At 57.7% G+C, this 15249-nt stretch carries 15 protein-coding genes; 8 read left to right on the top strand and 7 right to left on the bottom strand.

Annotated elements, in window-relative coordinates; all coding sequences use genetic code 11:
* Window positions 1-64: 64 nt before the first annotated feature.
* Window positions 65-583, top strand: a complete 519-nt coding sequence (locus tag Z945_RS0108520; RefSeq protein ID WP_025051683.1) for a glutathione peroxidase — start codon at window positions 65-67, stop codon at window positions 581-583.
* Here Z945_RS0108520 and Z945_RS0108515 read toward each other — a convergent pair.
* From Z945_RS0108515 to ade, 5 genes are all read right to left on the bottom strand, one after another.
* On the bottom strand, window positions 549-1469 hold the full coding sequence (locus tag Z945_RS0108515) for a DMT family transporter (protein WP_025051682.1): 921 nt from the start codon (window positions 1467-1469) through the stop codon (window positions 549-551). The genes Z945_RS0108520 and Z945_RS0108515 overlap by 35 nt on opposite strands.
* 113 nt (window positions 1470-1582) lie before the next feature.
* Window positions 1583-2722, bottom strand: a complete 1140-nt coding sequence (locus Z945_RS0108510) for a histidine kinase dimerization/phosphoacceptor domain -containing protein (RefSeq protein ID WP_025051681.1) — start codon at window positions 2720-2722, stop codon at window positions 1583-1585.
* A 144-nt stretch (window positions 2723-2866) separates the two neighbouring features.
* Entirely contained in the window at window positions 2867-3157 is a 291-nt protein-coding gene (locus Z945_RS0108505) for an HU family DNA-binding protein (protein ID WP_025051680.1), read from the bottom strand.
* A gap of 140 nt (window positions 3158-3297) precedes the next feature.
* Window positions 3298-4761, bottom strand: a complete 1464-nt coding sequence (locus Z945_RS0108500; protein WP_025051679.1) for an AMP nucleosidase — start codon at window positions 4759-4761, stop codon at window positions 3298-3300.
* A complete protein-coding gene (gene ade, locus Z945_RS0108495; protein ID WP_025051678.1) occupies window positions 4758-6560 on the bottom strand; it encodes an adenine deaminase in 1803 nt (600 codons plus the stop codon). The genes Z945_RS0108500 and ade overlap by 4 nt, the downstream gene beginning before the upstream one ends.
* A 49-nt stretch (window positions 6561-6609) precedes the next feature.
* On the opposite strand from ade, the gene Z945_RS0108490 reads away from it, so the two are divergent.
* The 7 genes from Z945_RS0108490 (at window position 6610) to Z945_RS0108460 (ending at window position 12434) form a co-directional block, all read left to right on the top strand.
* Window positions 6610-7029: a VOC family protein gene (locus Z945_RS0108490; protein ID WP_025051677.1), complete on the top strand. Its 420-nt coding sequence runs from the start codon at window positions 6610-6612 to the stop codon at window positions 7027-7029.
* A gap of 11 nt (window positions 7030-7040) precedes the next feature.
* Window positions 7041-7796, top strand: coding sequence for a class II aldolase and adducin N-terminal domain-containing protein (locus Z945_RS0108485; protein WP_025051676.1), 756 nt, complete (start codon window positions 7041-7043; stop codon window positions 7794-7796).
* 11 nt (window positions 7797-7807) lie between these two features.
* Window positions 7808-8770, top strand: coding sequence for a sterol desaturase family protein (locus tag Z945_RS0108480; protein ID WP_025051675.1), 963 nt, complete (start codon window positions 7808-7810; stop codon window positions 8768-8770).
* A 66-nt stretch (window positions 8771-8836) separates the two neighbouring features.
* Window positions 8837-10087, top strand: coding sequence for a glycosyltransferase family 4 protein (locus Z945_RS0108475; RefSeq protein WP_025051674.1), 1251 nt, complete (start codon window positions 8837-8839; stop codon window positions 10085-10087).
* Between the two features lie 41 nt (window positions 10088-10128).
* Window positions 10129-10989, top strand: a complete 861-nt coding sequence (locus tag Z945_RS0108470) for an SDR family oxidoreductase (protein ID WP_025051673.1) — start codon at window positions 10129-10131, stop codon at window positions 10987-10989.
* Between the two features lie 7 nt (window positions 10990-10996).
* Window positions 10997-11581 carry an exopolysaccharide biosynthesis protein gene (locus Z945_RS0108465; RefSeq protein WP_025051672.1) on the top strand — a complete coding sequence of 195 codons (585 nt, stop codon included), beginning with the start codon at window positions 10997-10999 and terminating at the stop codon, window positions 11579-11581.
* Between the two features lie 73 nt (window positions 11582-11654).
* Window positions 11655-12434 (top strand): ion transporter, encoded by a 780-nt coding sequence (locus tag Z945_RS0108460; protein WP_025051671.1) that lies wholly within the window; start codon window positions 11655-11657, stop codon window positions 12432-12434.
* A gap of 7 nt (window positions 12435-12441) precedes the next feature.
* Here Z945_RS0108460 and dxs read toward each other — a convergent pair whose 3' ends face one another.
* On the bottom strand, window positions 12442-14370 hold the full coding sequence (gene dxs, locus Z945_RS0108455; protein ID WP_025051670.1) for a 1-deoxy-D-xylulose-5-phosphate synthase: 1929 nt from the start codon (window positions 14368-14370) through the stop codon (window positions 12442-12444).
* 9 nt (window positions 14371-14379) lie between these two features.
* Window positions 14380-15246: a polyprenyl synthetase family protein gene (locus Z945_RS0108450; RefSeq protein ID WP_025051669.1), complete on the bottom strand. Its 867-nt coding sequence runs from the start codon at window positions 15244-15246 to the stop codon at window positions 14380-14382.
* Window positions 15247-15249: the final 3 nt, after the last annotated feature.

Genomic DNA, 15249 nt, shown 5'->3' with positions numbered 1-15249 from the left:
CGCGGCCCGTCAAAGAGGTCAAAAGGCCATGCGTACTACGATGGGTCACTCAAGGGAGATGAAAATGCGCTGGATTTTCGGATTTGTGCTGAGTGTTATCGCCAGCGCGGCTTGGGCGGCCCCTCCCGACATGACATTCGCAAATATTGATGGGGGCACGCTGAACCTGAGCCAATGGGCCGGGCAGCCTGTCCTGGTGGTAAACACGGCATCGCAATGTGGTTTTACCGGGCAGTACGAAGGGCTTCAGGCGCTTTATGACACCTACAAGGAGCGGGGGCTGGTGGTCTTTGCCGTGCCCTCCGATGACTTTAACCAAGAGCTTGGCACCTCTGAAGAGGTGAAGGAATTTTGCGAGGTTGCCTTTGGTCTGGATCTCCCCATGGCGGATATTACCCGCGTCAGAGGATCAAAAGCGCATCCGTTCTACCGTGCGGTCAAAGCCGAGACCGGTTTTGTCCCGCGTTGGAACTTTAACAAGGTCTTGATTGGGCCGGATGGCGCGGTTGTACAAACATGGGGTTCTTCCGCGAAGCCGCAAAGCAGGGCTATCGTCGGCGCGATTGAACCACTTCTGGACTAGGGGCTTCCGTGACGGCCGCTTGTCTCTGGCGTGACAGTTGAACGGCCAGAATACCCGCAGTGATGATGGCAACGCCCAGCAGATCGCGTGCACCCAAGGATTCGGACAGCAGGAGGAAAGCGACCAAAACGCCAAAGAACGGGTTCAAGAAATGGAAGGTTGCCGCGCGTGTGGCACCGAGCCGGTTTACCAGCCAGAACCATATGATCGTCGCGGCAAGGCCCGGGATCAGGCAGGTATAGGTAAATGCGAAAAACAATGGCCACGTCGGGTTCAGGCGCGGTGTTTCAAATGCCAGGGTCGCCAGCGCTAGGGCAACGCAGCCAACCAGCATTTGCAATCCAACGATCATCAGGAAATTCCCGCCCGAGGTTGCGCCTCGTACCAATAGCGTCGCAGCTGTCAAGGCGATCACCCCGATCACGCATAGGCCCACACCGATCATATCAACACCACCGCCGCCCAGCCGCGCACCCATGATAATTGCAACGCCGATGACCCCTGCGACCAGCCCAGCGATGCCCAGTGGCTTCAGCTTCTCGCCCAGAAACGCCCAGGCGGCAAAGCCAACGAGCAACGGCATAGTAGAGGCGATAATAGCGGCAAGTGACGCCTGAACCGTCTGCATCGCGACGAAGTTCAGGCCCAGATACACCGCGTTCTGCAATATGCCGAAAACGATGGTGGCCCGCCATTGTGCCGGTGTCAGGCGCATGGATTGCCCAAGAGCCAACGCAATGCCCACGCCCAACAGACCGGAGATGAGATAGCGGACAGATAGTGCGAAAAGCGGGGACATATCGACGACGATGATCCGTGCCGAGGTAAAGGCCGAGGACCACATCATCGCAAAGATCAGACCCATCAATATTGCGCGAATGTCCATGCTGCCTCACCTTTGCTTTTGCGCAAAGTCCACCAACTGAGCGAGAACGGCAAGCGCCTAAGCACCTGCGGCGTAAAATAGCGACTTAACTGGTAGGCTACGATCAATCGCCTTTAGCGCATGGGCGCATTCGGTGCGGTATCATCCGTGACGACCGGCGCATCGCGGAAATCAACAATCAACTGACTGCCGTCTGCTGTCATCTCCGTGTTTGTCTTGCCGCCAAGATTGGCCGCCGCGGCAGAGACCAGGTTAATGCCGATGCCCGTGGTCCGGTTGGGGGAGGTGGGCGCGTCGCCTTGATTGCCGATCCCGTTATCGCGGCAGGCCAACTGGTATTGTCCCGCGCCGGTGACTGATAAGCGCAGGTTAATTTCGCCACCCTTACCATCTGGAAAGGCATGTTTGATCGAATTGGCGACAAATTCACTGATGATCATCGCCAAGTTCGCAGCATGAGCCGAAGGCATCACAACAGGCTCGAAGTCAGAGACGATAACAACGTTCTCGGGTGCGGATTTGCGCAGCAGCAGCACAACGCGATCAAGATAGGCGGCAGTATCGATGGTGTTGTGACCATCGGTGCTTTGTAATTCCTGATGCAGTGCCGCGACAGCATCAATGCGCCGCTGGATCGCGTCCAGAGCCTCGAGCGCATCACCATCCGAGATTGTCCGGGTGTAAATGCGCACGATGGCCGACACGGATTGCAGCGAATTTTTCACGCGATGGTCGGCTTCGGACTGAAGTATTTCCTGATTGCGCAGAGCGACACGGAGATCGAATTGCTTCATCACCTGACGCGCCAGAACCAAAAGGGTTCGGCGCTGTAAACCGGTCAGCTTGCGCGGTTCCCGATCCAGCACGCAAAGGGTGCCTATGGGCAGGCCGTTTGAGGCAACCAGCGGCGCGCCGGCGTAAAACCGGATCGGATTTGGGCCTGTACACAAAGGGTTGTCTATGGTGCGCGGATCCTCGTGCGTATCAGGTATTTCCAGCAATCCATCTTGCAGGATCGCATGGGAGCAAATGGATTGATCCATCGGCGTGCCGGGTTCTTCCATGCCGACCTTGGCTTTGAACCACTGGCGGTCGTGATCGACCAAAGACACCAGAGAAACGGGCATGCCGCAAATTTCAGAGGCCAGTTCGACGATTTCGTTCAGCTCACCTTCGTATTCGGTGTCGAGAACACCGTAGTCGCGCAAAGTCTGCAGACGCTCGGGATTTGCAGGATGACGGTTAGCAAGCATGTTCAGGGCCCATTTTTCTTAAAATAGTCGACGATGCGTCCATGCCTAAAAGTGAAGGCTCGTCATTGTCACAGGCCACCATTTGACCAATTAAAAAGGGCCGCCCTAAAGCGACCCTTTTACACTTAAGGTAGTGGTCGCGGATCAGCCGTTTACGCTGTCTTTCAGCGCCTTGGCAATGGTCATTTTCACAACCTTGTCCGCTTCTTTCTTGAACTGTTCGCCGGTTGCCGGGTTGCGAACCATACGCTCTGGGCGTTCGCGGCAGTAGATTTTGCCAACGCCGGGCAGGGTCACGGCACCGCCGCCGGATACTTCTTTGGTGATCAGATCACAGACCGCTTCCAGTGCTGCGCCTGCGGATTTCTTGTCGGAACCCATCTCTTCTGCCAGTGCGGCGACGAGCTGAGTCTTTGTCATTGGTTTGGTTGCCATTGTTTTTTTCTCCTTAGACCGCCCGATGTTGGGCCTCCTGCGCAGAAAGTAACGGTATGTTGTAGTGTAACACAACGAAGAATGCGCCGATTTTCAGTGAAAAAGGCGCTTTTCCGCTGTTTTTTAGGGTTTTGACGGGCCTAGAGAAAGGCCGTTTCGTCAAATGAGCGCAATTTCCGGCTATGGATGCGTTCCAGCGGGGTGCTGCGCAACAACTCCATCGCGCGAATTCCGATCATCAAATGCCTAGAAACTTGGGTTTTATAAAAGTCCGAGGCCATGCCCGGCAGCTTAAGTTCCCCATGTAGCGGCTTGTCAGAAACACATAGAAGCGTACCATAGGGGACGCGAAACCTGAACCCGTTTGCCGCGATTGTGGCGCTCTCCATGTCCAGCGCAATGGCCCGGGACTGGCTAAGACGTTGCACAGGGCCGGAATGGTCACGCAATTCCCAGTTTCGGTTGTCGATGGTGGCAACCGTGCCGGTGCGCATGATCCGTTTCAGCTCGTACCCTTCCAGCTGGGTGACCTGCGCGACCGCTTTCTCCAGCGCGATCTGTATCTCTGCCAGCGCTGGGATAGGCACCCAGACGGGCAGATCGTCGTCCAGCACATGATCTTCGCGCAAATAGGCATGTGCCAGCACGAAATCCCCTAAGGCCTGCGTGTTCCGCAGCCCGGCGCAATGGCCGACCATCAGCCAGGCGTGGGGCCGCAATACGGCAATATGGTCCGTTGCGGTTTTCGCGTTCGACGGGCCAACGCCAATGTTCACCAATGTAATGCCAGACCCGTCTTCACGCTTGAGGTGATAGGTCGGCATCTGGGGCGTTTTGATCGCCTCGGGGAGCGGCGCATCGCCATCTGTGATTTCCGCATTATCGGTAGATACGAATGACACATAGCCGCTGTTCGGATCGCGCAACTGGTTGCGGGCGTAGTCTTCGAATTCGGTCACATAGAACTGGTAGTTGGTGAAAAGCACATGGCATTGAAAGTGCTCCGCATCGGTGGCCGTGTAATGAGCCAAACGCGCGAGTGAATAATCCACCCGCTGCGCCGAAAAGGGTGCCAGAGGGCGCAACCCATCCGAAGCATCATAGGTGCCGTTAACGATGTCGTCATTCGTCGTGCTGAGATCCGGCACATCGAAAATGTCGCGCAGGGTGAAATCGGCGGCACCCTCCTGTGGAATATTGGCGGCGTTATTGCCGGTGACAGCGAAATGCACAGGCATCGGCGTGTCGGAGAGGCCAATGATCACAGGTTGGTCGTGGTTTTCGATCAGAAGACCGATCTGCTGGATCAGGTAATGCCGGAACAGATCGGGCCGCGTGATGGTCGCGGCAAAGGTACCGGGGGAGGAGACATGGCCAAAACTCAGCCTGCTGTCGACCTGTGCATAAGACGAGGTGCGAAAGCTGACCTGCGGATAAAAGGCACGGATGCGCGTTTCCTTGGGTGGCGTTTCCAGAACACTATCGAAATGTTGGCGCAGGAACTTTGTGGCCTGCATGTACAGCTCTGTCAGGCGGTCAACCGCTGCGGTGGCATCGGTGAATGATTCCGGTTTGGGGGCATCCGGGGTCAGGATTTTGGTCATACTTGTGGCTCTAACACAGGGATAAATTCAAACGAGCGGACATCTACTAGCCCCAAGTCAGAGATGCGCAATTCGGGGATCACGACCAGAGCCAGTAGGGAATGCTGCATATAGGCGTTGTTCAACGTACACCCGCAGTCGCGCATCGCCTGCATCATCCGGTCTGTATTGGCGGCGACTTCGGCTGCGGGGCTGTCGGACATCAGGCCGGCAATCGGCAGGTTGATCAATGCCAGTTCCTCGCCTTCACGAAAGATCGTGATACCGCCGCCCAGGGCCCGCAAGCGGTTCGCGGCCAGCGCCATCTGATCAGCATCGGTGCCGACCACGATCATATGATGACTGTCATGCGCCACGGTCGACGCCATCGCCATCTTGCCGGTATATCCAAAGCCGGACACAAAGGCGTTGACCACATTGCCGGTTGCGCGATGCCGCTCGACCAGCGCGATCTGTGCGACATCTCCGCTGGGCTGAACTCGGCCCTCGGTCACGGGCAATTCAAACTGCAGCGCCTTTGTGGGGGCCTGATTTTCGACGACACCGATAACATTGGCAGTGACTGCGTTGGCCCCTTTGGGCGCTTCTACGGTAAAGTCGTCGCCCGTCAGGTCGCGCGCCATATTCACGGTCTTGCGTGCGGCGTCGGGCCAGTTGTAATGCGGACAATCGACCAGACATGTGCCGTTTTCTGCAACAACCTGACCGCGTGCGATAACAGTCTCTATCGGGAGGGTTTTAAGGTCTGAAGTCAGGATAATGTCGGCCCGCCGCCCCGGCGTGATCGACCCGATATCACGTTCCAGCCCAAAGTGTGTCGCGGTGTTGATCGTGGCCATTTGCAACGCGATCAAAGGGTCACAGCCACAATCAATGGCATGGCGCACCACGCGGTTCATATGGCCATCATTCACCAACGTACCGGAATGGCAATCATCGGTGCACAGGATCATGTTGCGCGGATCAAGGCCGCGTTCGGTGATCGCGGTGATTTGCGTTTCGATGTCATACCAAGCAGAGCCAAGACGGATCATCGACCGCATACCTTGCCGCATCCGTGCCACCGCATCGGCCTCGCATGTGCCTTCGTGGTCATCGGCGGGACCACCTGCGACATAGGCCGCGAAAGCAGGCCCCAAGTCGGGCGAGGCATAATGCCCGCCCACGGTTTTGCCCGCCCGCTGGGTCGCTGCAATCTCGGCCAGCATCTGGGGGTCGGCGTTGGACACACCGGGGAAATTCATCATCTCTCCCAGACCGATAATGCCGGGCCATGCCATTGCCTCGGCCACGTCTTCGGCACTGATTTCAAAGCCCGTCGTCTCCATTCCCGGCGCAGAGGGCGCACAAGAGGGCATCTGCGTGAAGATGTTGATGGGCTGCATCAGCGCCTCGTCATGCATCATGCGCACACCGGCAAGGCCCAGCACATTGGCGATCTCATGCGGATCGGTGAACATGCTGGTGGTGCCATGCGGGATCACCGCGCGGGCGAATTCCGCCGGGGTCAGCATACCGCTTTCGATATGCATGTGCCCGTCGCAAAGACCGGGGATCATGTACCTGCCCTTTGCCTCAATGATCTGTGTATCTGGGCCGCGGCAATGGCTGGCATCAGGCCCTACAAAGGCGATTCTGCCTTTGATGATGGCGATGTCGTGATTTGGCAGCGCTTCGCGGGTGTGGACGTTTACCCAGATGCCACCGGCGATGATCGTATCAGCGGGCGCACGCCCTGCTGCGACATTGATCAGATCTGGGGCGATATCGGCCCATGTGGGGAAAGTTTCTTGCGTCATGTCCAAAGGTGCCACAGGGTTTCGCCAGGTTCAAGCGAGAGTGAGGCAGATGGACTACGACAGCATCGGTGCAGAAGATTTTGGTGCCTCCTTGCGGGGCATCGGTCTGAACCTGTTGGTAAGGGACGTCGGGACGCAAGTTGTAATGTTAGAGACTGTTTTCGATATGAAGGCGTCTCAGCCTACGCAGGATTTTGCGATCATGCAGTATGGTGATCAGGTGTTTCAGGTGCACAGTGACGGAACGTACCATTCCAACCCGCTCATGGCATTGCTGCCTGAAACCCCGCCACGCGGCACCGGGATCGAGATACGCCTGTATGATACCGATCCGGACGTCGCATGCGCACGGGCGCTGAAGGCCGGGGTCACGGTCTTGCAACCGCCCACTGACAAGCCCCACGGTTTGCGCGAAGCTTACATACTATGTGACAACGGCTATGCTTGGGTGCCAAGCCGGGTGAAATGAGGAGTTCTTCGATGACTTTAACGCAATTCAAACCGAACATGGATCACTGGCAAGAGCGGGTTGATCTGGCTGCGGCCTTTCGCTGGACAGCGCGGCTGAACATGCATGAAGGGGTCGCGAACCACTTTAGCCTTGCGGTGAACGAGAGCGGCACCCAGTTTCTGATGAACCCCAATCAGGCGCATTTCAGCCGGATAAAGGCGAGCGACCTGCTGTTGATCGATGCGGATGATCCAGAAACCTACCAAGGGCCAAATGCGCCTGACCCAACGGCCTGGGGCCTGCATGGCGGCGTGCACAAGGCCTGCGCCCATGCGCGGTGCGTCATGCATGTGCATTCAATCCACGCGACGGTTCTGGCCTGTCTGCAGGACAGCCGTTTGCCGCCCATCGACCAGAACTGCTGTACCTTTTTCAACCGCATCGTGATCGACGAGGAATACGGCGGACTGGCCTTCGAGGATGAGGGCGCCCGCTGTGCGCAGCTGCTGACGGACCCGAAGCAGAAGGTGATGGTCATGGGCTCGCACGGTGTCATGGTGATCGGCGATACTGTCGCAGAAACCTTTAATAGGCTCTATTATTTCGAACGCGCTGCCGAGACCTATATCAAAGCTCTGCAAACCGGCATGCCTTTGCGCCGCGTCCCCGATGATGTGGCCGAGAAGACCGCGCAGGAGCTTGAGGCATACCCCGAACAGGATGCGCGGCATCTGGCAGAGCTGAAGGCTATACTGGACGATGAAGGATCGGACTATTCCCATTAGGGACTGTTTTTATGGCTGAATGGAACCACAGCCCAGATGTCCCAATTGCGGTATCGCCTTTGTGGCAGTGGCCTCCTAAACCGCTTGCGACGCTGAAATGGTATGCGGACGGCTGGTTCTTTCTGACGATCAACATGGGCATTCTGGTGTTGGCGGGGCTAAGCTATCTCTGGCTCTCCCCGACATTTGAACAGAGCCAAACACTGGGCTTTTCGTGGGTCGCACTGGTTTATCTGCGTAACCTGATCCTTATCTCGCTGATCGCCGGTGGTCTGCACCTTTGGTTTCATACCTACGCAATGCAGGGACAGGAGATGAAATACGATCCGCGTCCCTTTCCGCGCAAAGGGCGTATGTTCAGCTTTGATCATCAGTCGCGGGATAACATGTTCTGGACGCTGGCCAGCGGCGCGACGATCTGGTCCGGGTTCGAAGTGCTGTTCTGGTGGTTGCTGGCCAATGGCCATGCGCCGACCACGACTTTCACGGCGGCACCGGTTTGGTTCGTCGCATTCTTTTTGCTCATCCCTGTTTGGGAGAGCTTCTATTTTTACTGGATCCACCGGCTCTTGCACACGAGAATGTTTTATCGGTTCCACGCGCTGCACCACCGCAATACGGACGTTGGGCCATGGTCGGGGCTATCGATGCATCCTGTCGAACATCTGTTCTACTTCGGAACGGTGGTCATCCATCTGGTCCTACCGACCCATCCGGTGCATCTGATCTTTCATCTGATGTTTTATGCGATCCTTGCGGTCACATCGCACACCGGGTTTGAAGGGCTTTGGTTTCGCAATGCCAAGCGGGTGCATCTGGGCAACTTCCACCATCAGATCCATCACCGCTATTTCGAGGTGAACTACGGCAACCTTGATGTGCCGTGGGACAAGCTGTTCGGGTCGTTCCACGATGGTACGGCCGAAGGCAAGGCAGCGATGAAGGCGAGGCTTGCGGCCCGAAAGCGGGGTTGATGCGTTGCGTTGGGCGGTTGGCTTCGATTAACTGCGCGGCAGTGGAATTATCCAGGTAGCCCCGCCATGAACATTCTTTTTGTGCATCAAAACATGCCGGGCCAGTACCGCGAATTGGTCCAATGGCTGGCCGCACAGGGTGATCACCGGATTTTCTTTCTAACGCAAAAGAAAGATGCGCCGAATTTACCGGGCGTGGAAACCTGTGTCTACAAGGCGCATCGCAGGCCGCGCGAGGATGCGTATGGGCTGTCCAGAGTTTGGGAGGAAGCCACAGGTGCCGGCTTTGGTGCGGCAACGGCTGCGGCCAAGCTGGAGCGCACAGAGGGCTTTCGGCCTGATATTGTGATCGGGCATGTGGGCTGGGGGGAACTGACATTCTTCAAACAAATATGGCCGGACGTTCCGATCATCGGGTTCTTTGAATACTATTATAATATGGCAGGCGGGCTGGTGGGGTTCGACCCTGAAGAACCGGTTTCTGAACATGCGCCCTTTTTGATGCAGGCCCGTAATGCCGTGCCGTTGGCCAATATCGAAGTGGTTGATCAGGGGCATGCCCCGACTGCCTGGCAGCGTGATCGATTTCCGGCCAGCTTTCATGACCGGATGTATGTGTGCCACGACGGGATCAGAACCGACAAACTGTTGCCCAACCCCAACGCCTCGCTCAGCCTTGGGCGGCTGGACCAGCCGTTGCGAGCGGGCGATGAGGTGCTGACCTACGTCTCCCGTAATCTTGAGCGGGCGCGGGGCTTTCATCAATTCATGCGCGCATTGCCCCGCATCATGGAAGAACGCCCGAATGCGCGCGTGCTGATTGTCGGTGGGAATGAAGTGTCCTATGGCGGGAAAAGCACCGATCCCCGTGGTCTGCGCGGGGAAATGGAGGCCGAAGTCGGCGACAAGCTTGATTGGGACAGACTGCATTTTCTGGGGCGCATTCCCTATCCCGACTATCAAAAGCTGGTGCAGATCAGCCGCTGTCATGTCTATCTGACAATGCCCTTTGTCCTGTCTTGGTCACTACTTGAATCCATGTCGATGGGGGCAACGATCGTCGCATCTGATGTGGCGCCGGTGCGCGAGGCGATCAGCCACGGCGATACCGGGATGCTGGTGGATTTCTTTGATCCCGATGCCTTGGCGGCACAGGTGATCGACGTGCTTGGCAAGCCCGACGAATATGCGCATCTGGGCAAGGCTGCGCGCACCCATGTTGTCAGGACCTACGACTTCCTGAAAAAATGCCTGCCAGAGCATCTGCGCCAGATTAATGCGCTGGTCTCTGCTGATAAACGCATTGCTTTGCCATGACGGACCTTGCCGATGGTCGCTTGGCGGGCCACCTTTGACGCATGGATAAAACACTATTCTCTTTCGGCCATGGGTACAGCGCGCGTGCGCTGGCCGATCGGCTTATTCCGCAGGGCTGGCGCATCATCGGGACCACCCGCAGTCCGGAAAAGATGAAAGAGATCGCCGCGACGGGGGTAGAGCCTGTGCTGTGGCCCGGTTCTGATGTCGGCACACTTTTGCGCGCTGCACCCTATCTGCTGATTTCTGCCGGGCCGGGCCCGGAGGGCGATCCGGTGTTAGCCGCGCTGAAAGATGAGATCGCGACCCTCGCGCCGCATTTGCGCTGGGCGGGATATCTGTCGACCACCGGCGTTTATGGTGATCATCAAGGGGACTGGGTCGACGAGGATGCCGCTTTGACCCCTGCAACAAAACGCGGGCAAGCGCGGGTTGCCGCCGAAGCGCAATGGCAAGGTATCAAGGACCTGCCCTTGCATATTTTTCGTCTTGCGGGGATCTACGGACCGGGGCGCGGTCCTTTTGCGAAGGTGCGCAAGGGCACGGCGCGGCGGGTGATCAAGCAAGGTCAGGTCTTTAGCCGTATCCATGTAGACGACATCGCCCTGGCGCTTGAACTGTCGATGGCGCGGCCTGATCCAGGTGCTGTCTATAATCTGTGTGACGATGACCCGGCACCGCCGCAAGATGTCATTGGCTATGCAGCGGAACTGCTGCGACTGCCCTTACCCGAAGCCGAGGACTTTGAGACTGCCGAAATGACACCGATGGCCCGCAGTTTTTATGCCGAAAGTAAAAAGGTACGGAACAATCGGATCAAACAGGCGCTGGGTTGGCAACCAGCTTATCCCGACTACCGCAGCGGGCTGGATGCATTACTGCGTGATCACAACGGTGCCTGAGGCAGATATGACTGACCATGAAGAACGAACGCTGACCCATCTGCTGGATGGAGTGGAGCATGCCGCGGAAGGACCGCGTGTGTCGGTGGATGATGTGCTGCATGAATTCGGCGACCGTGCGATTACCCCGTTGATCCTGTTGGTCGCGGTTATCCTTATCTCGCCTGTATCGGGCATACCGGGCGTGCCGACTGCTTCGGCAATAATCCTGGTGATCTTGTCATCGCAGGCGCTTTTCGGGCGGCGGCGGCTGTGGTTGCCGGGGCGGATGAAACGGATGACACTGGATTCGCACAAAATTCATCGGGCGGTAGAGTGGTTGCGCAAACCCTGTGCGTTCGTAGACAGACACACGCGACCCCGATTGCGCTATCTGACATCGGGGCCGATGCGTTGGGTCACTTTGCTCTTTTGCGTGGTGGTTCCCCTTAGCTGGCCACCGCTCGAAATACTGCCCTTTTTCACATCTTTCGGTGCGGGAATCGTAGCGCTCTTGGCATTCGGGCTGTTCACGCGTGACGGAGCTTATGTGCTCGCAGGCTATCTTAGCCTCGTCGTAATAGCGGGCATCACTTATTTTGTAGTGATCTGAGAGGCCCGCTTGTCCTTGCTTCCGGCGCACCGCATATAGACGCCAAACAAGCGTGAAAGAGCGAACCCATTCCATGCGCAACACATTGAAGACTCTTGTGGAATCGCCAGCTTTTGGTTGGTTCATCATGAGCGTTATCATTTTTAACGCAGTCCTTCTGGGGCTTGAAACCTCTCCCTCGGTGATGGCGGTTGTCGGGCCGGCGTTGCTGTTTCTCGACAAAATCTGTCTGGCGATCTTTGTTGCGGAACTGCTGATCAAGATTTTCGTCTACCGGATGCATTTCTTTCGCGAAGGGTGGAATATATTCGATCTGCTTGTTGTTGCCGTGGCACTTGTGCCCGCTGGCAACAGTCTGTCGGCATTACGGTCCCTGCGTATCCTGCGGGTGCTGCGTTTGGTCTCGACCGCGCCGCGTTTGCGTCGGGTGGTTGAGGGGTTCATCAGCGCGCTGCCCGGCATGGCTTCGGTCTTTTCGCTGATGGCGCTGATTTTCTATATCGGTGCGGTTATTGCGACCAAGCTCTTCGGCACGGCCTTCCCGGATTGGTTCGGCACGCTGGGGCGTTCAGGCTATTCGCTATTCCAGATCATGACGCTGGAAAGCTGGTCGATGGGCATCGTGCGCCCCGTGATGGAGACTTATCCCTACGCCTGGGGATTTTTCATTCCATTCATTATGGTCACCACCTTTGCCGTGGTGAACCTGCTTGTGGGTCTGATCGTGAACTCGATGCAGGACGCCCATTCAGAGGAAAGCAACGCCGAAACGGGTGTGTACCGTGATGAAGTGTCGGCGCGGCTGATGGCAATCGAACAAAGGTTGGACAAGCTATTGGCCCAACAGAAGTAATGGCGGTTCAGGCAGTTTGCTGACCGATCTGCGCAATACCCAGCGTGGTGAGAACTTTTGCCTCGATCTGATCCGCGTTCATCCCTGCCACAGTATACATATCGGCAGGAGAAGCTTGATCGATGAAGGTGTCGGGCAGCACCATAGAGCGGTACTTCAGCCCCCGGTCAAAGACGCCTTCATCCGCCAATAGCTGTGCGACATGCGACCCGAAACCACCCACGGCACCTTCTTCGATGGTGATCAATGCCTCGTGATCCGCGGCCAGTTGCAAGATCATCTCGCGGTCCAGGGGTTTGGCAAACCGCGCGTCTGCGATGGTTGGGGTTACCCCTTTGGCCGCCAATGCCTCGGCGGCGCGTTCGACTTCCGACAGGCGCGTGCCAAAAGACAACAGCGCCACGCGCTTGCCTCTGGCGATGATCCGGCCCTTGCCGATCTCTAGCGGGATGCCGCGTTCGGGCATATCGACGCCGGTGCCTTCACCACGTGGGAATCGGAAAGCAATCGGCCCGTCGTCATGCGCTGCGGCAGTGGCCACCATATGCTTCAGCTCTGCTTCATCGGCGGCGGCCATAACGACAAACCCGGGGAGGTTGGCAAGGTAGGCCACATCGAAAGCACCGGCATGTGTGGCTCCATCGGCACCGACAAGCCCCGCACGATCAATGGCAAAGCGCACGGGCAGCCGCTGGATGGCGACATCATGCACCACTTGGTCGTAGCCACGTTGCAGGAAGGTCGAATACATCGCGCAAAACGGCTTCATGCCGCCTGCGGCCAAGGCGGCGCTGAACGTCACGCCATGCTGTTCGGCAATGCCCACGTCAAAGCACCGCGAGGGGTAGCGTTCGGCAAAGAGGTTCAGTCCGGTGCCATCCGGCATCGCGGCGGTGACGGCACAAATCTTATCATCGTCAGCGGCCTCTTGCAGCAAGGACTGCGCAAAGACAGAGGTGTAGCTCGGCGCATTGGAAGGTGCTTTTTTCTGCTCGCCCGTCACCACGTTGAACTTGGAAACGCCATGACCCTTGTCGCGGGCCTCCTCGGCGGGCGCATAGCCTTTGCCCTTTTTCGTCAGGACATGGATCAGGATCGGCCCGGTTGCACGGTCCTTTACGGTGCGCAGGATCGGCAAAAGCTGGTTCATGTCGTGGCCGTCAATTGGCCCAAGGTACGAGAAGCCAAGCTGTTCAAACAATGTGCCGCCAACGGCCATGCCTTTCAGCATATCCTTGGCACGTTTCGCCCCTTCGCGGAACGGCTCGGGCAGCAGGCTGACCGCCCCTTTGGCCGCGGCTTTGAATTCCTGAAACGGCGCTTCGGCATACAGGCGGCTCAGGTAGGCCGACATGGCCCCTACAGGTGGCGCAATCGACATCTCGTTGTCGTTCAATATCACGATCAGGCGTTTGCCCAGGTGTCCCGCGTTGTTCATCGCCTCATAGGCCATGCCTGCCGACATCGAGCCATCGCCGATCACCGCAATGCCGTCGCCCGCACCTTCGGGGGGCGCGCCGCCCAGATCACGTGCCACGGCAAAGCCAAGTGCTGCGGAAATAGAGGTCGACGAATGTGCCGCGCCGAACGGATCATAGGGAGACTCGCTGCGCTTGGTGAACCCGGACAGACCGTCCTTCTGACGCAGGGTGCGGATGCGGTCACGCCTTTCGGTCAGGATTTTATGCGGATAGCACTGGTGGCCCACATCCCAGACAATCTTGTCACGCGGCGCATCAAAGACCGCATGCAGCGCCACGGTCAGTTCGACAACGCCAAGACCCGCGCCTAGATGGCCGCCCGTAACCGACACCGCCGACACGGTTTCCGCCCGGACCTCATGCGCCAGTTTTGTCAGCTCCGCATCGGAAAACTGTTTCAGGTCCGCAGGGCGCTGGACTCGGTCCAGCAATGGCGTTGTCGGTCTGTCGGTCATTGTCTTCCTTCAGTTCTTGCGGGCGATCACGAAACGGGCGGTGTCCCGCAACACCTCTGCATCCTGCCCGTAACCATTTAAAGCGTCGCAAGCGGATTGCACGAGATCATCAGCGCGGCGTTTGGCCCCATCAAGGCCCAGCAATGATACAAATGTGGCCTTGCCTGCGCCCGCATCTTTACCAGTGGCCTTGCCAAGGGTAGCGGCATCGCCTTCGACGTCCAGGATATCATCGGCGATTTGAAACGCCAGTCCCAGAGCTGTCGCATAAGCCGCAAGCGGCGCGGTATCAGCGCCCGCCATGCGTGGCCCGACAAGAGCGGACCAAGCAATCAGCGCACCGGTTTTGCCTTGTTGCAAGGCGGTAATCTCTTCCAATGTCAGGGGCACTTCTGCGCTTTCAGCAGCAATATCAAGCGCCTGCCCCAACACCATTCCTTGCGCACCAGAGGCAACAGCCAACGTGCGCGCAAGCTGGCTGCGTACTTCGCCAGAGCCGACCTCGGGCGCGGTGACCAGTTCGAACGCCAGCGACTGCAAGGCATCGCCAGTCAGCACCGCAGTCGCCTCATCCCATTTGCGGTGCACCGTAGGTAGCCCGCGCCGCAGGTCATCATCATCCATGCACGGCATGTCGTCGTGGACCAGCGAATAGGCATGTAAGGCTTCAATCGCTGTCGCAGGCCAGATTGCGGCGGCTGGATCAATACGGTGAAGGCGTGCCGTTTCCAGCACAAGAAACCCGCGCAGCCGTTTGCCGCCGCTGGTTGCATGGGCCATCGCGCGCACAACAGGCACATCATCAAACTGCGCCAGTACGTGATCGAAATGCGCGCCAACAGCCGCCGCTGCATGATCCAGCCTTTTCCGAAACACGCC

Origin of the sequence: Sulfitobacter noctilucae, assembly GCF_000622365.1 — a bacterium.
In the GTDB taxonomy this organism is placed as follows: domain Bacteria; phylum Pseudomonadota; class Alphaproteobacteria; order Rhodobacterales; family Rhodobacteraceae; genus Sulfitobacter; species Sulfitobacter noctilucae.
The sequence above is the reverse complement of the archived record's forward strand: the minus strand, read 5'-3'. Positions and strand labels throughout refer to the sequence as shown.